Annotated in this window: 20 protein-coding genes and 1 other annotated feature; all 20 genes read right to left on the minus strand. The window is 52.9% G+C overall.

The window, feature by feature from the left end; genetic code table 11:
* Window position 1 precedes the first annotated feature (1 nt).
* The 20 genes from rplU to R70331_RS23800 all read right to left on the minus strand — a co-directional run bounded on the left by rplU (window position 2) and on the right by R70331_RS23800 (window position 19,475).
* Complete coding sequence (gene rplU / locus R70331_RS23710; protein ID WP_039876447.1) at window positions 2-313, minus strand: 50S ribosomal protein L21; 312 nt, start codon at window positions 311-313, stop codon at window positions 2-4.
* Window positions 314-327: 14 nt separating this feature from the next.
* Window positions 328-413 (minus strand) — a sequence feature (ribosomal protein L21 leader region).
* Between the two features lie 80 nt (window positions 414-493).
* On the minus strand, window positions 494-1,735 hold the full coding sequence (locus R70331_RS23715) for an Rne/Rng family ribonuclease (RefSeq protein ID WP_042179765.1): 1,242 nt from the start codon (window positions 1,733-1,735) through the stop codon (window positions 494-496).
* A gap of 61 nt (window positions 1,736-1,796) precedes the next feature.
* Window positions 1,797-2,639: a M50 family metallopeptidase gene (locus tag R70331_RS23720; RefSeq protein WP_042179768.1), complete on the minus strand. Its 843-nt coding sequence runs from the start codon at window positions 2,637-2,639 to the stop codon at window positions 1,797-1,799.
* A complete protein-coding gene (locus R70331_RS23725; RefSeq protein ID WP_081947728.1) occupies window positions 2,632-3,492 on the minus strand; it encodes a M23 family metallopeptidase in 861 nt (286 codons plus the stop codon). The genes R70331_RS23720 and R70331_RS23725 overlap by 8 nt, the downstream gene beginning before the upstream one ends.
* A 219-nt stretch (window positions 3,493-3,711) precedes the next feature.
* Window positions 3,712-4,506, minus strand: coding sequence for a septum site-determining protein MinD (gene minD, locus R70331_RS23730; RefSeq protein ID WP_042179773.1), 795 nt, complete (start codon window positions 4,504-4,506; stop codon window positions 3,712-3,714).
* 5 nt (window positions 4,507-4,511) lie between these two features.
* Window positions 4,512-5,171 (minus strand): septum site-determining protein MinC, encoded by a 660-nt coding sequence (gene minC / locus R70331_RS23735; protein WP_042179776.1) that lies wholly within the window; start codon window positions 5,169-5,171, stop codon window positions 4,512-4,514.
* An 80-nt stretch (window positions 5,172-5,251) separates the two neighbouring features.
* Window positions 5,252-5,782: a rod shape-determining protein MreD gene (mreD, locus tag R70331_RS23740; RefSeq protein ID WP_042179779.1), complete on the minus strand. Its 531-nt coding sequence runs from the start codon at window positions 5,780-5,782 to the stop codon at window positions 5,252-5,254.
* Window positions 5,782-6,660 (minus strand): rod shape-determining protein MreC, encoded by an 879-nt coding sequence (gene mreC, locus R70331_RS23745; RefSeq protein ID WP_042179782.1) that lies wholly within the window; start codon window positions 6,658-6,660, stop codon window positions 5,782-5,784. The genes mreD and mreC overlap by 1 nt, the downstream gene beginning before the upstream one ends.
* Window positions 6,661-6,719: 59 nt before the next feature.
* Entirely contained in the window at window positions 6,720-7,754 is a 1,035-nt protein-coding gene (locus tag R70331_RS23750) for a rod shape-determining protein (RefSeq protein WP_042179784.1), read from the minus strand.
* 40 nt (window positions 7,755-7,794) lie between these two features.
* Window positions 7,795-8,484 (minus strand): RadC family protein, encoded by a 690-nt coding sequence (radC, locus tag R70331_RS23755; RefSeq protein WP_042179787.1) that lies wholly within the window; start codon window positions 8,482-8,484, stop codon window positions 7,795-7,797.
* A gap of 20 nt (window positions 8,485-8,504) precedes the next feature.
* Entirely contained in the window at window positions 8,505-9,113 is a 609-nt protein-coding gene (locus R70331_RS23760; protein ID WP_042179789.1) for a Maf family protein, read from the minus strand.
* Window positions 9,114-9,150: 37 nt separating this feature from the next.
* Entirely contained in the window at window positions 9,151-9,396 is a 246-nt protein-coding gene (locus R70331_RS23765) for a DUF4321 domain-containing protein (RefSeq protein ID WP_042179792.1), read from the minus strand.
* 1,105 nt (window positions 9,397-10,501) lie between these two features.
* Window positions 10,502-11,956, minus strand: coding sequence for an SPOR domain-containing protein (locus tag R70331_RS23770; RefSeq protein ID WP_052419186.1), 1,455 nt, complete (start codon window positions 11,954-11,956; stop codon window positions 10,502-10,504).
* An 84-nt stretch (window positions 11,957-12,040) separates the two neighbouring features.
* A complete protein-coding gene (locus R70331_RS23775) occupies window positions 12,041-13,222 on the minus strand; it encodes a glycosyltransferase (protein ID WP_042179795.1) in 1,182 nt (393 codons plus the stop codon).
* A 185-nt stretch (window positions 13,223-13,407) separates the two neighbouring features.
* Complete coding sequence (locus tag R70331_RS31695; protein WP_156131181.1) at window positions 13,408-13,620, minus strand: hypothetical protein; 213 nt, start codon at window positions 13,618-13,620, stop codon at window positions 13,408-13,410.
* Window positions 13,580-13,885 carry a glycosyltransferase family 4 protein gene (locus R70331_RS23780; protein ID WP_042179797.1) on the minus strand — a complete coding sequence of 102 codons (306 nt, stop codon included), beginning with the start codon at window positions 13,883-13,885 and terminating at the stop codon, window positions 13,580-13,582. Before R70331_RS23780 ends, R70331_RS31695 begins: the two co-directional genes overlap by 41 nt.
* 133 nt (window positions 13,886-14,018) lie before the next feature.
* Entirely contained in the window at window positions 14,019-15,233 is a 1,215-nt protein-coding gene (locus tag R70331_RS30695; RefSeq protein ID WP_052419187.1) for a GGDEF domain-containing protein, read from the minus strand.
* 48 nt (window positions 15,234-15,281) lie between these two features.
* Window positions 15,282-16,448: a GGDEF domain-containing protein gene (locus tag R70331_RS23790; protein ID WP_042179800.1), complete on the minus strand. Its 1,167-nt coding sequence runs from the start codon at window positions 16,446-16,448 to the stop codon at window positions 15,282-15,284.
* Between the two features lie 254 nt (window positions 16,449-16,702).
* Window positions 16,703-18,091 (minus strand): UDP-N-acetylmuramate--L-alanine ligase, encoded by a 1,389-nt coding sequence (murC, locus tag R70331_RS23795; protein WP_042179803.1) that lies wholly within the window; start codon window positions 18,089-18,091, stop codon window positions 16,703-16,705.
* 7 nt (window positions 18,092-18,098) lie between these two features.
* Window positions 18,099-19,475 (minus strand): bifunctional folylpolyglutamate synthase/dihydrofolate synthase, encoded by a 1,377-nt coding sequence (locus R70331_RS23800; RefSeq protein WP_042179805.1) that lies wholly within the window; start codon window positions 19,473-19,475, stop codon window positions 18,099-18,101.
* Between the last annotated feature and the right edge of the window lie 2 nt (window positions 19,476-19,477).

Raw genomic sequence — 19,477 nt, forward strand, 5'->3', positions numbered from 1 at the left:
CTTACGCCTGAATCTTCTCGATAGTTACTTTAGTGTACGGTTGACGATGGCCTTGTTTCTTGTGGTAGTTCTTCTTCGGTTTGTATTTGTAAACTACAACCTTCTGACCCTTACCGTGTTTCTCGACCTTAGCTGTTACAGACGCGCCGCTCAAGAGCGGAGTTCCTGCAGTCAGACCGCCTTCGTTGGAAACAGCCAATACACGGTCAAACGTTACGCTTGCGCCGTCTTCAGCTTCCAGCTTCTCGATGAACAGAACATCGCCCTCTTGGACTCTGTATTGTTTACCACCAGTTTCGATAATTGCATACATTGTACTTGCACCTCCTCATGTCTCAGACTCGCCTAGTCTAGGTGGCAGATTCCCGGAGGAACCGCACTTGTGTACCCGATCGGAGCGGTTACAGCATGTGCAAGATTAGGGTAACCAAACACACACTTGAAGATATTATCATACTTATTGACTATAGTCAACGATACAAGCAGAATTCATTTATTCCAGCCAAGTTCCGACCTTGCCTGTCCCGCCGCAGCACTGGCAAATCACGGGAGCAAAGCCTGCCGAGTCATGCCTTGCTTTTTTGCGGGTCATCTCAAGCAGCCCGAGATGCGTCCAGCCCAGAATATGTGTCTTCGTGCGGTCGCTGCTGACTACGCGCTCCAGCCGCTCCTGGACCTGACGGCGGTGCTCATCAAGCTCCATATCAATAAAATCAACAATAATAATGCCACCCGTATCACGCAGCCGGATCAGCCGGCCAATCTCCTCCGCCGCGAGCAGATTCGTCTGCGTCACTGTCTCCTCCAGTGTCGATCCGCCTGTGTACTGGGCTGTGTTCACATCGACCACGGTCAGCGCTTCGGTCTCATCCCAGATTAGTGTGGCGCCGCCTGCGAGAATGATTTTGCGGCTAAAGCCCTTAAGGAGCTGCTCCTGCACGCCGTAAGCAGCAAAGATCGGCTCCGCGCCGCGGTAAAAGCCTACCGGCTTATAGCCCTCGGGAGCCATATCAGCCAGAAATGCCTCCGCCTCATGCACAGCCCTGGCTGAATCAATCATCAGCTCATCGCGCTGCGGATTAAAAGCATCACGGATGAAGCGCTGAACGATACTGAGATCAGAATGCAGCAAAGCGGGTGAGGATACTTCCTCCGCCCTGCGGACAATCATCTCCCACTGCGCACGCAGGAAGGACAGGTCGCCCTCGACTGCATCGACCTGCTCGTCCTCCGATACCGTCCGCATAATAAGCCCTTCCTCACGGCGCCGCAGCTTCTCTCCGATCGACTTCAGCCGGTTCCGCTCCGATTCGCGGCTGATCTTTTTGGATACTCCGACATACTCCGCGAACGGCATGTACACCATCCAGCGTCCAGGCAATGTATAGTGCGTGGTTACCCGCGCCCCCTTGCCGCCGCGCGGCTCTTTACGCACCTGGACGATAATCTCCTGGCCGGGCTCCAGCAGCGTATCAATGGAGGGCTTCACCTCCGGCTGCTTTTCCAAATGGGGATGAAGCACATCATCTACATATAAAAAGGCATTTTTCTTCTGTCCGATGTCGACAAAAGCAGCCTGCATGCCTGGCAGAACATTCATAACCCGGCCTTTGTAATAACTGCCGACCAGCCCTTGCTGCTGATCGCGTTCAGCCGCATACTCCACAAGCCGCCCGTTCTCCAGAAGAGCCATCCGTGTAATATGCTGCGTGCAGTGAACGATCATTTGTTTCATGGCTTCACCTCTGGTCTAAATCTTCATTTGTCGCCATCCGCTGTGCAGCCTTAAACCTGCTCTACATCCCGAAATAGGAGGAAATCAGGCGCTGCTCCGGTACAACGGCTACCACATTCTTATCATCATTCATCACATAAATAAAATGATACTGGTTACGTTTAAATAGACGCAATATATCATCCAAAGGTTTCGCGGAAAAGGCAACAATCGGCTGCGCCGCGCTGCCGAGCCGTAAATACCGTTCGTAGGCAGCCTCCCTGTTCATCAAAAAAGCGAGAAAGCGGTAAGGCAAATTCCGCTGGTCCGTAGTATTGGAATAGAGCAGAAATGCTCCGATCATAAGCAGATTCAACCGGAGTCCGGCCCCTGCTGCCAGAGGCAGCAGCGCATATAAGATGACAAGCCCGCTTGCCGCAATGCTCACTCTCCCGCTCCAGAGCAGAGTGTAGTAGTAGGGCAGAAGCGTGCTGAGCGCAGCCTGGACGATCTTGCCCCCGTCGAGCGGAAGCACCGGCAAAAAATTAAACAGCGCAATAATAGCATTGGCCTGGATAAAATAAGCAAGAAAAGCGCCGCTTCCGCTCCCCAAATGCTGAAGGGCCAGAGCCATCACAATCATGATTCCGTTCTGCAACGGTCCGGCAAATGCTATGGCAATCTCCCGGCCGGCGGTCAGCCGTCCATGGTCCTCCATAACCGCTACCCCTCCAAAGGGCAGCAGCTGGACTGACTTGACTGTAACCCCGAGCAGCAGCGCGGCGCAGACATGTCCCAATTCGTGAATAAATACAATAATAAACAATGTCAGCAGCTCCAGGAACTGTCCGGTGATGACTGAGAGCAGCATAACCAGCACGAACAGAGGATGCAGCGACAGCTGGATACCCGATACCCTAATCAAACGATACCACTTCGGCAGGATCAATATATGTTTTGTCTTTCATCACCGCAAAAAAAAGCAGCGGGGTTGCCCCGTCTCCCGTCTCCTGCATCCAGCCGACCGTATCACCGCTCTCCACCCAGTCGTCCGCCGACAGACGGGTTCCGGTGAGATGCCCGTATTCCGCAGTCAGGCTGCCGGTATGGCGGATTACGATGCGGATACCTCCCTGCGCTTCCTTGGAAACGGACAGAACCCGGCCCGTATCTACACTTTTCACCGCCACACTGCCGCTTGAATCGGCTGAAGGCATAATTTCAACACCGTATAAGGTATCGGCAAAAGAACGGAGGATACTTCCCTCCAGCGGGGCGCTCAGATTGTGTGAGGCACTCACCTTCTGCGCAGGAACCTCCTCCTCACCAAAAATCGGTATAAACGAAGGCGCTCCGTTAAAATGCGTCTCATACCATACCTGTGCAGCAGTGAAATCCATATCATTACTCAGTGCATCTGTAATAAAAGCCTGTGCCCTGACCGCCCAGGGCTCCCTGGCAAGAAATATCCCCCATACCGCACCGAACACCAGAACACTTGCTACTGCCCTGCGGACAAAGCCGGCTGTGAACCGCGGCCTGCCGCCTTCCCCACCGTCTTCCTCATCCATCCAGCCTCCGCGGTTCTGCTTCCACAGCTTCTCGGGATCCGGCTCGTTCACAGGTTCTCTGCGCTCCGGCTGGCCCCATTCCTTGAAGCCGGCTGTATCTTCATTCAGCGAATAGAGCGGCAACGGAACAGCTTCCGTCTGCTCATCCAGCAGGCTGCGGATTCGCTCCCTGCGGCGGCCTTTAATTCCTGATCCTTGTTCCATCATAATCCCTCCGGCGGGCTTGTTTTACTGATAGTTTATGAGCTGCCGGAGCCGGTTTAGAACAAGCCTTCAGGAGGTATGCACGAATACCCCAGCAGGAAAAGCGGCTTCATCTTTCCGCCGGGCGCAAAGGGACGGCTCTACTCCCCGCACCGCAAAAATCCCGCCGCAGTGTGCCCTGCAGGCGGGATTCTTTATCCAAGTATGAGTGCTGGTTACGGATCAGCCCATGCCGAAAAATTTCTTGAATTTCTTGAAAGCGCCTGTCTTCCGGTCCAGCTGCATCAGCGGAACGGCATCCCCTAGAATCCGGCGGGCAATATTGCGGTAGGCAATAGCAGCCGCTGAATCAGGATTCATGACCGTAGGCTCACCGTTGTTGGCAGCCTTAATGACCAGCTCATCATCCGGCACAATTCCGATCAGATCAATGTTCAGCACCTGCAGGATATCTTCAATATCCAGCATGTCTCCGGACTTGACCAATCCCGGACGAATCCGGTTAACTACCAGCTTCGGGGATTCTACGCTGGATTGCTCCAGCAGCCCGATAATCCGGTCTGCGTCTCTTACAGCCGCATGCTCCGGAGTAGTGACGACAATCGCCTTGTCCGCACCTGCAATAGCATTGCGGAACCCGTGCTCGATTCCGGCCGGACAGTCGATTAAGACGTATTCGTATTCTTTCTTCAGCTCAAGAATGATATCCTTGACCTGCTCCGGAGAAACCGCAGTCTTATCCTTTGTCTGAGCAGCGGGCAGCATATACAGCTCATCAAAACGTTTATCCTTAACCAGCGCCTGATTCAGGCGGCAGCGCCCCTCCGCCACATCAACGAGATCATAAATGATCCTGTTTTCCAGGCCCATAACTACATCCAGATTCCGCAGTCCGATATCCGTATCCACCAGACATACTTTTTTGCCCTGCAGCGCAAGCGCGGTTCCAATATTGGCTGTTGTGGTTGTTTTGCCAACGCCGCCTTTGCCCGAGGTTACGACAATCGCTTCTCCCATGGAGGCTACACCCCTTTAAACACATTTAAACCCTGACGTAACTTGAATATATTATGAATTTTGTCGATTTGCATAGCACCGCTGGACAAATAGGCAAATTCCATGCTGCTCTCCCGTGTCCCCCATTCATCCGGAGGCCGGCTGATTACATCTGCAATCCGCAGCTGGGTAGGGGTTAATAAAGAAGCGGCGATAATCGCCTCCTGATTACCATCCACACCGGCATGGGCTATTCCCCTGAGGGCTCCGAGAATATAAATATCACCTGTGCAGGTAACCGTCCCTCCCGGATTAACATCACCCAGATACAGAAGATTTCCGTCATGATGAAGCACTTGGCCTGAACGGACGATCCCGCTAATAATGAAAAGGGCGTCCGGGTCCGGTTCCGCAGCTTCAACAACCGCATCAATGGAACGGATCAGGAGATTCCCTTGCCCCTTTAGAATATCAAGGACGGCCGCTTTATCTTCTTCGGTAACAGAACGGCTGCCCAGCTTGATATCCACGTGCACAATCGGTCCGGTTAGAATATTTTGATGGCTGTGCTCCAGCTTGTAGCGTAGCTCATTTAAGAGATCTTCAAAGGGACACTTGTCGTCTAGCAGGAATACCAGGCCGTCCTTGATGCCCTTAATCCTCACGTGCTTGGATTTTACTGTCATATGCCTGTCCCCCCATCCTCATTCATTCGTTCCGGATCAGGTGAATTCCTGCTTGGCCTGAAAGAAAATGCAAAGCCCGGCTAGGCCGTTTCTTCATCGCGGGTCTCTTTCTTGATCAGCTCCAGCTGGCGCCTTACCGGAATGTACAGAAGCAGCCCGACAGCAAAATGGAACAGCATGGTTGGCAGCATATAATTCAGAAGCGCCCAATTGTACGGCTCCCTGTTCAGGTTGAATACACTGTAAATGCTGAACAGGATACTGTCCTCAAGCAGGCTGCCGAGTAAAACCACCGACATCATCAGGGGCAGAGGAGCACGGGGAATCTGGAATATTAGACCAATCAGATAGGCGGACAGCCCCATAGCAAAGGAGTGGGCACCGAGAATTCTTCCGTAGAAAACCACATCATGCAGTATCCCGAAGGATAAACCCAGAATAAGTGCTGTATGCCGGTGATGATAGATGGTTACAAACAAAATAACGATAAAGACAAGATTAGGGATGATTCTCATCTGCCATACATCCGGAAGCAGCCAAGGCAGAAGGGTTCCCTGAACAATAAATAAAAGAAATAACAATAGGACAAGAACTGATCTGCGCATCCTCACTATTCAACACGCTCCTCCGTGAACACCACAAACAGGTCCTTCCAGTCCTGGAAATTGGCGCTCGGCTCAATCAGGGCAGTCGATGAATATCCATACGCCCCCTCTTGAACACTCTTAACGATTCCGATGGTCAAGCCGCGCGGGTACACACCGCCGCTTCCCTTGGAAATGATGGTATCACCTGCGGCAATCGGATCACCGACCGGAATCTTATTCATCTCCAGTAGTCCCGTCTGCGGATCATAGCTCTCAATCATACCGAAGCTGTCCTGCTCTTTGTTCAGTGCGGTTCCGGCAATCGGCGGCTGGGAGTTGGGATCGTTGATATCCATCATCGTCATCAGCTTTACCGTTGAGGTGAAATTGCTCACCTGGCTGATAACGCCAACCATCCCTTCGGGAGAAATTACTGACATGTTGGGTTTAATGCCGTCCTTTAAACCGAGATCAATAACAACAGAACTGTTGTTAGGTTCTGTCGCCAGACTGATTACCTGGGCAATATGCAGCTCATAATCGTACAGTTTCTTTTGAGCTTCCTTGAAATCAAGTTCTTTTTTGTAATACTCATTCTCTGCCTTAGTGAAATTATAAATTGCCTTATCCCGCGCATACTGGGCTGCCAGAATTTTGAGCTGCTCGTTCTCTTCAGCCAGATCATGCAGATTTCCGATCTCTTGGAAGAAGCCCGCTACATATCCAGCGGGCTTGTAGAACAAACTTTGCACGAATCCGGTCGTATCGCGTAGAAAGTTCTCCGGCCAGGACAAGGATTTCCTTGTCCCCAGGCTGAAGCCCATAACCACGATGAACATCACCAGTGTAATCAGCAGGATGAACAGACGTTTGTTGTTAAACAATTTAAACAGTTTCAACACCCTCTAACAACCGTATTCCACCCGTATCAGGGGTTGATGTACACAATCAGCAGTAAGCCTTAGCGTTTCGTACGCAGTCCTGTATTGCTGCGGCTCTTGAACAAATGAATGTTCTCCAGTGCCTTGCCTGTACCGATAGCGACGCAGTCCAGCGGATTCTCGGCTACAATAACCGGCATTCCTGTCTCACGTGCCAGCAGCTTGTCCAGATTGCGCAGCAGTGCGCCACCGCCGGTCAGCACAATGCCCCGGTCCATAATGTCGGCTGCCAGCTCCGGCGGACATTTCTCAAGCGTTACTTTTACAGCTTCAACAATCGCATTTACCGTATCCGACAAAGCTTCACAAATCTCATCGGAGGTAATGGTCAGCGTCTTAGGCAGTCCGGTTACCAGGTCCCGGCCGCGGATTTCCATCGTTTCCGCTTTTTCGAGCGGCAGTGCTGAACCGACATCCATCTTCAGCTGCTCGGAGGTGCGTTCACCGATCATCAGGTTATACTGGCGTTTGATGTACTGGATAATTGACTCATCTGCTTCATCACCGGCTACACGTACAGAACGGCTGGTAACAATACCGCCAAGTGAAATAACCGCAACCTCAGTTGTTCCTCCGCCGATATCCACTACCATGCTGCCTGTAGGCTCCCACACCGGAAGATCCGCACCGATTGCCGCAGCAAAAGGCTCTTCGATAATGTAGGCTTCACGTGCGCCCGCCTGCTTAGTCGCATCCTCAACGGCACGCTGCTCCACTGCAGTAATGCCGGAAGGTACACAGACCATCACATTCGGGTGACGCTGGAACATGGAGCGCTGCTTCTGCGCCTGACGGATGAAATATTTGATCATTGTCGCCGTTGTATCAAAATCGGCAATAACGCCGTCTTTCATCGGACGGATGGCACGGATGTTGCCAGGCGTGCGGCCGATCATTTTTTTGGCGGATTCGCCCACTGCTTCAATTGTCTTCGTATCTGTATTAATAGCCACCACGGAAGGTTCTCTTACTACGATTCCCTTACCGCGAACATAGACAAGCGTATTCGCTGTCCCCAGGTCAATCCCTAAATCTTTCGTAAAACCACCTAACATGCTTGTATTCTCCTTTTCCTAATGAATCTGCACAATTATATTACATGTACCCTTTTTCTTTCAAACTTACAAACCGGCTGTCGCCGATAATCAGATGATCCAGCACGTCAATTCCAACAATCTCGCCTGCCTGAACCAGTCTGGACGTCAGGGCGATATCCTCGGGACTCGGCGCAGGGTCGCCGCTCGGATGGTTATGCGCACAGATGATAGCCGCGCTGCTGTACTTCATGGCAGCCCGGAATACCTCGCGCGGATGAACGATCGAAGCATTGAGGCTGCCCATCGACAAGGTCTCCTGCGAAATGACATGATTCTTCGTGTTAAGGAACAGACAGACAAAATGTTCCTTCTGCAGGTAACGCAGCTGCTCAGTCAGAATCTCTGCTGCGTCCTGCGGGCTGCGGATGATGACCGGCTCAGTGAGCCTGGAGTTCGCCATCCGCCTGCCCAGCTCTATGCCGGCTTTCAGTTGCACCGCCTTGGCAGGGCCGATGCCTTTGATATTTGTCAGTTCTTCTATACTGAGGTCCGCAAGCCCGCGGAGTCCGCCTGAATGACCCAGCAGCTGCTGGGCAATGTGTATGGCTGATTCCCGGCGCGTTCCCGTGCGCAAGAGTATCGCCAGCAGCTCTGCCTGGCTAAGTGATTCCGCCCCATAATGCATCATGCGCTCTCGTGGTCGTTCTTCATGGGGGAGGTCCCGCAGCATAAACGGTTGCGACTCCATCCCTATCCCTCTCTCCTGTACTATCCTTGCCGGCCCAGCACAGATATGCCAAACCGGGGCAGCATGCCGCTTAGCAGCGACAGCGGTAGTCCGACCACATTAAAATAACAGCCCTGGATCTCTTCGACCAATGTGGCACCAAGCCCTTGAATCGCATAGGAGCCGGCTTTGTCAGCAGGCTCTCCAGTCGCTATGTAGGCAGAGATTTCATCTTCGCCAAGCTCCCTCATCGTTACGGAGGTTACCCGGTGGGCTACCTCAGACCTGCCGTCCGGCAGTCCGATGCAGGCAACACCGGTGTACACCTGATGGGTACGGCCCTGAAGCATGCTCAGCATGACCCGGCTGTCCTGCTCATCCGCCGGCTTGCCGAGTACTTTTCCGTCCAGTACAACAATTGTGTCGCTGCCGACAACAACCGCATTCCGTCCTCCCGCAGCAGGCAGTACAGCCTGCGCTTTACGCAGGGCCAGGGTATGCACAATCATCTCAGGTGTATAATCTGCGGGTGTACTCTCATCCGCATCACTGACCAGCACCTCAAAGGGCAGGCCAAGATTGGATAAAAGTTCCCGGCGGCGGGGCGAGCCTGAAGCCAGGATAATGATTCGCGGGTTATCATGCTCCACTGTATAAAACGTCCCTTCTAAAATCAGCAGCTGAAGGCTACAGCCTGCGGTACAGCCACACGGCTGTAATCATGCCGGCAAGACTGAGCAGATTCAATTTCAAATGAATAGTGATATCGTAGGTTATGATGTCCAAATCGGCTTGCGGCGACCACTTGAGAACAGTCGAAGCGGTAAGCAAAGACAGGGCTTTAACAGGCTCCAGCAGCTTAGCAATCCACGCCCCGGCAAGCCAGCCCAGAATAAGAAATAACAGCAGTGTTCCTACATTTTTCTTCTTCATCCACGTCTTCCCTCGCCATTTTTTGACACCCTAATTATTATACGGTGAAACGGGGCTCAATACAAACTCAAAATCCGCAGCGGAAATGATTACCACTGGACGTGCTTCTGACGGGTATTAAGAGCACGTGTTACAAGCCCACAGATTGTCTTGAAGAGACTGTTGGGGTTGGGGTTCGGGTTCGGGTTCGGGTTGCTGAGTTGCTGAGTTGCTCGGGTGCTCAGTTGCTCGGGTGCTCAGTTGCTCGGGTGCTCAGTTGCTCGGGTGCTCAGTTGCTCGGGTGCTCAGTTGCTCGGGTGCTCAGTTGCTCGGGTGCTCAGTTGCTCGGGTGCTCAGTTGCTCGGGTGCTCAGTTGCTCGGGTGCTCAGTTGCTCGGGTGCTCAGTTGCTCGGGTGCTCAGTTGCTCGGGTGCTCAGTTGCTCGGGTGCTCAGTTGCTCGGGTGCTCAGTTGCTCGGGTGCTCAGTTGCTCGGGTGCTCAGTTGCTCGGGTGCTCAGTTGCTCGGGTGCTCAGTTGCTCGGGTGCTCAGTTGCTCGGGTGCTCAGTTGCTCGGGTGCTCGGTGCTCGGGTGCTCGGGTGCTCGGGTGCTCAGTTGCTGGGGTGCTCAGTTGCTCGGGTGCTCAGTTGCTCGGGTGCTCAGTTGCTCGGGTGCTCAATTGCTTAGTTGCTGGGTGGCTCGATAGCTGTGTGGTTGTGTAGCTCAGTTGCTGGGGTGCCCGGTGGCTCGGTTAGCGGCCCAAAAGTTCCGCAGACGTAGGCCTCTAAATTTAGTTGGATTTTCGCCAGTTAATTCCTCTAATTCTCAAATTTTCTAATCATTAGTTGGAAATTAGTCGCTTAATTTAGCCAAAAGCCCTGATTACGGCGGAATCCGGCAAATTAAGTGTCTTTTTTTCCACTAACATCCTTTTTTTGATGGCTGGTCAGGAATTAGGTGACGAATTTCCACCTAATTTATTCATCAGCCCTACATTAATCCTCTACCATCCTTCTATCCCCCTCCATCACTCATCCTCGTAGGATGAATTTCAAGCACAATGACCTCAGGACACAAAAACATCCCCCGGTACTACGCATTAGCGCAGCCAGGGGATGCTTGTTTTACACTATTCAAGTAATGACAGCAGGGTCTTCTGGCCGGAGAGGAAGCTCATCACCGATTCCTGCACCTCCCAGAGAAGGCCCTGTGCCTGATTCTTATTGTATTCGTTCAGAGCAGCAATTCCCTGGCTCGCCGATTTCTCCAGGCCGGCGCACAGGCTCTGGCCCTCCGCGCTTAATCCAGGCTCCAATGCTTTGACCGCTTCGGTCCAGCGCATATGAAGATCCGTGACAGCGGCGGTATCCGCTGCACCGCCGGCTCCGCTGAGCAGCGTCGCGGACAGGCTGCTCAGCTCATTCAGCAGCTCAGCGCTGACTGCGAAATAGCTGTTCACTGCCTCCGCCTGCCCGGCAAAAGCAGCCTGCTCCGCAGCCGGCAGCGTTACCTCCCGGACGTAGAGCTCAATGCCCTGATGCTGCAGTCCGCTGCTCAGAAGCTTGGCCTGCTCACGGTCAGGAGAAATCCCCGCATACACGCGGTTTCCCCCGTCGGGATCGGTTCCGGCGGCAAGCCCCGCTGCAAGCAGCTCCTGCTGTGCCTTCTCTGCTCCGGCAGGAGTGCTGAAAACCCCGTATTGCAGCAGATAGTAACTCTGCGCAGCAATTGCAACCGGAATACGGCCGGCGGTACTGTTCTCTCCGGCGGCCGGCAGTCCTGTAGCCGGATCAACCGGTTGTCCAGCTGCGCCTCCGGCGGCTCCGTTCTGCACAACTGCCGGCAGCGTACGTCCGTCTCCGCTGTCGTTCACGCCGCTGATAAAGTTCAAGGCTGCATAACCAAGCAGCAAGCCTGTACCAAGCGCTCCTGTAATGGATAGCGCAAATTTCCACCAGCTGGCCGGCCGGCGGGTCTGATAGGAGCCGCTGGTGCCGTAGCTGAGTCCGGAGTAGGATATATCCCCGAATTCCCGGAGCTCCCCGTTGTCCGTATCCTCATTATAACGGGCACTGTATCCGTACTCTTCCTCTTGCACATCATCCGGAATACGGCGCGTTGTTGTCTCCCGCAGGCCAGTCAACGGGTCAGGACGGAATAAGGAAGAGTCTGAGCTTCTAACAGGTCCGGGTCCATGGCTGAGATCCACCCATTCCTTGTACCGGTCAGGCTGCGGTGCAGGTTCAACCGTTCTGTTTTTATAGCCTCCATACTGATCCCCTCCGGCAGAATTGCCGGCTGCATTATACGGCCATACCTCTCCCGGAGCATCAATATTACGATGCGGCGCTGTAATATAACTCTTGCCCGGGTTATCATTTTGTTCTCGTCCGCTGTAATCACTGTCAACGCTATCAGGCCTGCCGGTACTATTATGACTGTCAGCACTATTATACCGGTTAGTGCTGTAGTCCCTGGCGGTGCCGAGATATCCGCTGCCGGAATCCAGCTCTCCGCCCTTACCTGCTTGTCCGTCCTTACCTGTGCCTGTATCAAAGCGGAACGTCATCTTCCCGTTACTCAACTTCCACACCCCACTATCTAGAGTTCGTTAATAGAAGATATGATAGAGAGGAGGGGAATATGCTATTTTGGGAGAATAAAATCTTTACACCAGGCTAAGTACCTTAGCCTTAACATTGCCGGCTTCATAATGCTTCAGCAATGTCCGGTATGCCTGGTCGGCGATAATGGCCCCCAGCTCCGGCGTCTGCAGCAGCTTCAGCACCTGGTCGGCAATTTCTCCCGTGGTGCCGGCCAGCAGGATGTTGCGTCCCGGTTCACAGGTCAGGCCTTCTGCGCTTTTCACACCGGTAACCACCGGCGTACGCAGCGCCCATGCCTCCAGAATGCGCCGCTGTCCGCCGCAGCCCTCACGCATGGAGGCGATAACCGCTTTGGAACGCCGTATGTATTCATACGCATCTCCGACATCAACAACAATCACAGACGAATCAAGCTTGGCCAGTGCGGCTACCTCAGGATGAATCTCCCGGGCGACTATATAACATTTGCAATGCGGGACCTTCTCCTTAACCAGCGGATATATCTTCTTGTAAAAAGTGAGCGCGGCATCCCTGCCCTGGCTTGTGTGCATATTCCAGTGAAGCAGAACCGCATCCTCCTTGATAGCCGGATCATCGTAAGCATAGTCGTCAAGGTCGATGAATTGCGGGATAACATGTACCTTGCCGGCATCCGCAAAGGACAGCGCCTTGAAGGATAAGGCCTCCCACTCCGATGCAGTCAGCAAAAGCCCGGTTTTGTTCATCAGCCTGCGTTCATCACGCCTGGACAGTACTGCATTAAGCATATGATAGCGTCTGCTTAAGCCGCGTTTGCCGGCAGCCTTGCTTTCAGCCTGCCTGCTCTCCTGACGCTGGGCATCCGTAATAATAACAGCATCCGGCAGCAGTGATGACAGAAGATCAATGCAGCTGCCCGGCAGGTTCCTTGTAATAAAAACATGGGTATATGCATTGGATTTACACAGGCGCCTGATCTCGGCCTGCAGATCCTTATCCGTCTCTGTATGAAAAGCGCTGCCGCGCAGCTTGTTGAGCGAATTCCTCAGAATCATATGCGGCCTCGGCGCCGGCGTGACGGCATGTATCCTTAACGCAGGATCAGGCCTCAGCTGGGTGTTGCGGCCGCTCCTGCAAAACTCCAGCAGATCAATATCAAATCGCTCCATCAGGATGCGGATCATCCCTTCGGTGCGCGCTTCTTCCTCTACATCTTCCTCCGGCCCCCGGTTCCGGGCGGACAGGTACAGCATCTTTTCTCTCATTTCTCTAACTCCTCGGTCTGTATAAATAACGGACCCCCTGCCTGTTCCGCAGAAAAAGCAAGCCGGATTCTTAATCCGGCCGCCCGTTATGAAACTTTAGTTGTAGATCAATAGTAGCGCAATTTGCCGGGGAAGACTGTCGATTTATGGGAGATTTTTTTGAAAAGTTGTAAATATGCGCAACTTCAGACCAGGCTCAGCACCTTCTTCTTGACACTCCCCGCCTCATAGTGGGTCAGCAGCGTCCGGTATGCATGATCCGCAAGCTGTTTTCCGCGCTCCCTGTCCCGGAGAAGCTGCAGCACACAGCCGGCAAAGGCAGCCGGGCTGTCAGCAATAAGAATATTATTGCCGTATTCACAGAGTAGGCCCTCCGCCCCGATGGAGATTGAGACCACAGGCGGACTCCAGTATTTTAAGCCGGCTACCGCTGCCTTCCAGCAGGGGTACAATCACAACTGCACCTTTACGCACATAGCCGGCAACAATTTCAACATAGCCGGTAATGATAATGGATCGGTCTTTTTCAGCGAGGGCAGCGACATCCGGATAAACATCCCGGCCGACAATATACCATTTGACATCCGGAAACTCCGTTTTGATCAGGGGATATATCTCGCTGATGAAATAAGATGCGGCATGAATATTCGGAAAATAGTTCATGTTACCAGCAGGTCCACCACTTATTTCGTCTTCAGTAGATTCAGAATGTTACCGGTCCTGAATTATTTAACTTTATTTAAAAATAATTTCACATTTAAAAAAAATATCGTTTGAGCAAAAAAAAGCACCCCGCTCATAAAGAGGAAGGTACTGTCTCATCTGATAAAACGCTATATTCATAGGTTCTTGCCACCCGGTTCCTGCCTTTCTGCTTGGCCTGGTATAAGGCAATATCCGTCAGCCTGTATAATCTGTTCAGGGTGATCCGCTTCTCGGAGCGGATCGTAATGACTCCGATACTGACCGTATACGGCAGGAGAGTGTCATCAATAACGGCACCAAGCACACACCGTCTAAGCCGTTCGGCAATCTCCTCGCTGTCTGCTTCATCAGCCCTGTGCAGCAGCACAGCGAATTCCTCACCGCCGAACCTGCCGAACAGGTCACTGCTGCTCAGCTGGCCTTCAATCTTGCGTGAGAAATCCCACAGCACCTTGTCTCCCGTGTCATGGCCGAAGGTATCGTTAATATGCTTGAAATGGTCAACGTCAATCAGCAGAAAGGAGAAGGGCCAGCCCTCTTTAGCTGCCGCAGCCATCATCGGGCGGGCTCTCAGCACAAAAGCCCGGCGGTTCAGGATGCCCGTAAGCTCGTCATAGGTAGCCACACGCTCTAGCTCGGCGTAGGTATGCTCCCGTGAGAGCAGCATATACCCTGCCGTACCCAGAAACATCAGCAGGTAAAGGCTGATATAGAACATGCCCTGCAGCAAGGCAGAAACCCGGGTCCCAGTCAGGGGCTCTGCCCATAATAAGCAGACTGCCTGTCCGAGCAGTGCGATAACAACTAAGCTGTAGAGTACCCCTATGAGCTTTTGCAGCGGAGTCTGCTTGAGCTTCACACAGAGCAGATAGACCGGATAGGCAATCATAGCCGCTCCGGCGGCTGCAGCCAGCGCGCCTGCCGGAGCCGCTGAAGGGAGCAGCCGTTCCAGCAGAAGAATACCTGCGCCTGATATGCCGGCAAGCCCGTAATACAGCCGCTTTATTCCTCCGGTGTATGCTCCCAGCAGCTTGAGAAGGGCAAAGGCCTCTCCCGTCCCCCCCGCCATGCATAAGAGCAAGACAGGCAGCCGGAGTCCGTGCAGTCCGGCTGCCGCCTCCAGTACAAGCAGCGGCCAGATCAGCAGCTGAAGCAGCTTGGCGCTAATATACGCCCTCAGCCTGCTTCCTTCCGAATAACGCGAGCGGTACGACAGCATGAACAGTACTGTAAACAGATTTACGATAAAAAGGCATACCAGCAATGTAGCAAAATCAAAACTGACAGCTGTCGCGATGAGACTCACCTTCCTGCCCGTAATATTCCTGATCTCTTTTATGTAGCCCCGGCATTACTAATCCCGGAAGCTGTAACGGACAACCCGGTTTCTTCCTTCCTGCTTAGCCTGGTAGAGTGCCCGGTCACACAGCTTTAAGAGCATATTTACCGAGGCCCGCGGATCGGGCAGAACCGTAATGATACCGATGCTTACCGTATACTCAATGTGTCCGCCGGCTTGTGAAGCTTCTGCCACCGCCTTGCGAAGCTGTTCTGCCTTGAGGCTGCTGTCAGCTTCATCCGGACCGTACAGCACGGCAGCAAATTCCTCTCCGCCTACCCGGCCGAATAAATCGCCGTTGCCAAGATTGTTCTCCACTGTAAAAGCAAACTCCTGCAGAACCGTATCCCCCTTATCATGCCCGTAGGTATCATTAATCCTCTTGAAATGATCAAGATCCAGCAGCAGCAGGGAATAGGCCTGTCCCTTCTTCACAGCAAGGGCAAGCTTCAGCTCCGCCTCAAGCAAAAATGCCCTGCGGCTAAGGATACCGGTGAGGGAGTCGTAGGTAGCAATTCTTTTCAGCTTTTCATAGGAATGCTCATTGGAAAGAAGGATAAAGGCTGCGGTCCCCGTTACGAGCATGAAAAACATGCCCACATAATAAAGATACTGCGCCATATTGGCCGATAACGCACCCATCTGCGGTTCAAAAAACAGCGCTACGAAGAAGCGGCCCAGCATAGTAAAGGCAATTCCATAAAAAACAAAACCGGTAATCCGCTGCAGCGGAGGCGTCTCCTTGCCTGCCGTCAGCCGGACAGCCGGATAGAGGACATAGAGCAGCACAGACAGCGAAGCTGAAGCCACACGAAGGTTGGCCTGGTTAAAGAACAGTGCAATAATGCAAAAGCTGGCCACACTTACAGCCGTCAATACCGCAAAATACAGCTTGGCCTTCCGTCCGAAAATGTCCATCATCATCATTAACGCTGTGATTTCCAGCAATCCCCCAAGCAGGATCAGGAGGTTGCTGAGCGGAATCATCAGCTTATGCGGCAAATAATCCCATAGCAGCATGGAGCTCCAAAAAAGCACCTGCACCCATTTACTGCCGATGAACAGGGCTGAAGCCATATCTTTCGGTGAATGGAAGCGGTAGAAGGTAATCAGAAGCCCCGTAAATAAATTACCAAAGATAAAAAGATACAATAAGGTTCCGATATCAAGCTGAAAATCCATAGCCACACCACCAAATGTCCGGGGATCAGTAACGTTATTATTGCGTATTCCAGCACTCCATGTTTATTATCGGCAGACACCCTCTAAGAATTGACCAGCAAATAACCCCACAAAGCAGGCATATCATGGATGCTGACCAAGGTACTTTGCGGGGAACCCGAAAACTATAAATAAAGCGTATTCCCTCTGAGTATCCAGAGGGAATACGCTTGAATTGCGTAATTACTGAAGCTGCAGGTACAGCTTGAATCAAGCTATTCTTTGGCTTTATGCTCCCGCAGGCCCTCCGCCAGAGTATAGCCTACCTTCCAGATATCGCCTGCGCCCATAGTGAGCACAAGGTCACCCGGAGCGATACGGCCCTGCAGATCGGCGAGCACCGCCTCCTTGGTCGGCAGATGCCTTGCGCTTGAATTACTATTCTGCACAATCAGCTCTACCAGCCTTGCGGAGGTTACTCCTTCAATCTGCTTTTCACCGGCCGGTGAGTAAATGTCGGTAATGATTACCTCGTCTGCTTCACTGAAGGCACGGCTGAAAGCATCCAGCAGGAAGAAGGTACGGGTATAGCGCTGCGGCTGGAACACGGCGATAATCTTTTTGCCGGTAGCCTTGGCTGCACTGATTGTAGCCTGTATTTCTGTAGGGTGATGGGCATAGTCATCAATAACGAGAATATCATTCAACTCACCCAGCACCTGGAAACGGCGCTTTGCGCCATGAAATTTCACAATAGCAGCGGCAACAGCTTCAAAGGCAATGCCGGATTTGAGGCAGGCAATTACCGCAGCCATGGAGTTATACAGATTGTATTTACCCGGGATGGACAGCTCAATCTTGCCCAGCACCTGTCCCTGATGGTTCATCGTATAGGCGACCTGTCTGTCACCCAGCACAATATCAGTCGCGGTGTAATCTGCATCCGGAGAATCAATGCCGTAGGTGATGATGCTGCCCTTCACTTCGGATAAAAGAGAGCTGGCTGTCTCATCATCAGCACATACAATCGCCGTGCCGTCTTCACGCAGCTGATTCATAAACTGGACGTAAGCAGCCTTCAGCTTGCCGAAGTCACCGCCGTAATTCTCCAGATGATCCGCTTCAATATTGGTAACAATCGCCAGCCAGGGGTGGTACTGGAGGAAGGAGCCGTCGCTTTCGTCTGCTTCCGCAACGACAAATTCCCCTTGTCCTGCCTTGGCATTCGTACCGACATTCATAATCTCCCCGCCGATAATATAGGTAGGGTCCACCCCGCAGTCCTCCATGATCAGCGCGATCATCGAGGAGGTGGTTGTTTTGCCGTGCGCCCCTGCAACGGCAACCCCCTTGCGTTCATTGAGCAGCCGTGCCAGCATCTGCGAGCGGTGCAGCACCGGGATGTTGAGGCGCTCGGCCTCTACCCATTCCACATTGTCGCTGGCCAGTGCGGTCGAATACACGACCAGATCTGCACCTTTAACCTGCTCCGCCGTATGTCCGATATAGACCTTGGCGCCTTTGGCAATCAGTTTCTCGGTCAATTCCTGGGCTGCCACATCGGAGCCCGTAACCGTATATCCCATCTCCAGCATTACCCGGGCAATCGCGCTCATTCCGTAGCCGCCGATCCCTATAAAATGCACACGTTCAGTAGTATCCAACAGTTCGTCACCAGCCTTTTTCAGAATCGGGTTGCTGCAAAAGCGTACTGCGCACATCAGAGATCAGATACAGCGTGCCGGACACGACCGCCAGATCCTTCTCCGACGTAATCGACTGCAGCAGCTGCAGCGCCTTGCCCCAATTACGTTCTACAATAATTTCCAAATTGCTCTTGGCATATTTCTCCCGCAGGCGTTCTGCGATGGCCTGTAGTTCCTCCGCGTCCATTTTCTTCCGGAAATCCGGTTCGGTCAGGATGAGCGTATCCACTATAGGCAGTATATGCTTGAAGTATGACTCATGATGCTTATTAGCCAGCATCCCCATGAGTAAATTTAATTTACCGTACTGATAAAACTGCGGCAGGCTTCTTGCCAGGCTCTCTGCACCTTCGGGATTATGCGCACCATCAAGTACAATCCGCGGCTGACTGCTTACTTCCTCCAGCCGTCCGGCCCAGAAGGTATCGCGGAAGCCCTCAAGCACAGCCTCATCATCCAGCACAAAAGCCATGTACTGGCGAAGGACCTCCAGCACCATCATTGCCCCGGCTGCGTTGCTGAGCTGATGCTCACCCTTCATGGCAATGCCAACCTCAAACGGGCGGAACGGCCCCTTGAAGCTGAAGCGCTGTACACCGTCTTCAATGCCGGTGAGCGCATAGCTGAAGTCCTCCCCGGCCAGATAAAGCGTCGAGCGGCTGGCTTCTGCCTTGGCCTTCAGGACAGAGATAACCTCCGGCTGGCTGACACAGCTGACTACAGGAACACCCGGCTTAATAATCCCCGCCTTCTCAAAGGCAATCTTCTCCAGTGTATCGCCAAGCACATCGGTATGGTCATGGCCGACATTGGTGATTACGGACACCACCGGAAGCACGATGTTCGTTACATCCAGCCTTCCCCCAAGCCCCGTCTCCCATACGACTACATCAGGGAAACAGCATTCGGCATAATAGAGGATCGCCAGCGCCGTCGCCACCTCGAACATCGTCGGTGAACCAAGCTCGCCGGCAGCAATTTCCTCTACCAGGGGGCGCAGCTTCTCAGCAAGCGCAGTGAGCGTATCTTCAGGGATATCCGTACCGTTATACTGAAAACGGTTGGTGAATTTGGTGATGTAGGGAGACGTGAACGTCCCAACACTATAGCCGCTTTTGAGCAGCACACTTGTTAAAAAAGCGCAGGTCGAGCCTTTGCCGTTCGTTCCTGCCACATGAATGAACTTCAGCCGGCGGTGCGGGTTGCCGAGCTTCTCCATTAGAAGCTCTATCCGCTCCAGCCCCGGTCGGATACCAAACGGAATCAGCCCGTTGATCCAGTCCACCGCTTCTGTATAAGAACCCAAAGGAGCGGCGTTACCGCTCCCGATCATCTCTTCCATAT

It is taken from the genome of Paenibacillus sp. FSL R7-0331 (assembly GCF_000758645.1).
Lineage (GTDB): Bacteria > Bacillota > Bacilli > Paenibacillales > Paenibacillaceae > Paenibacillus_AQ > Paenibacillus_AQ camerounensis.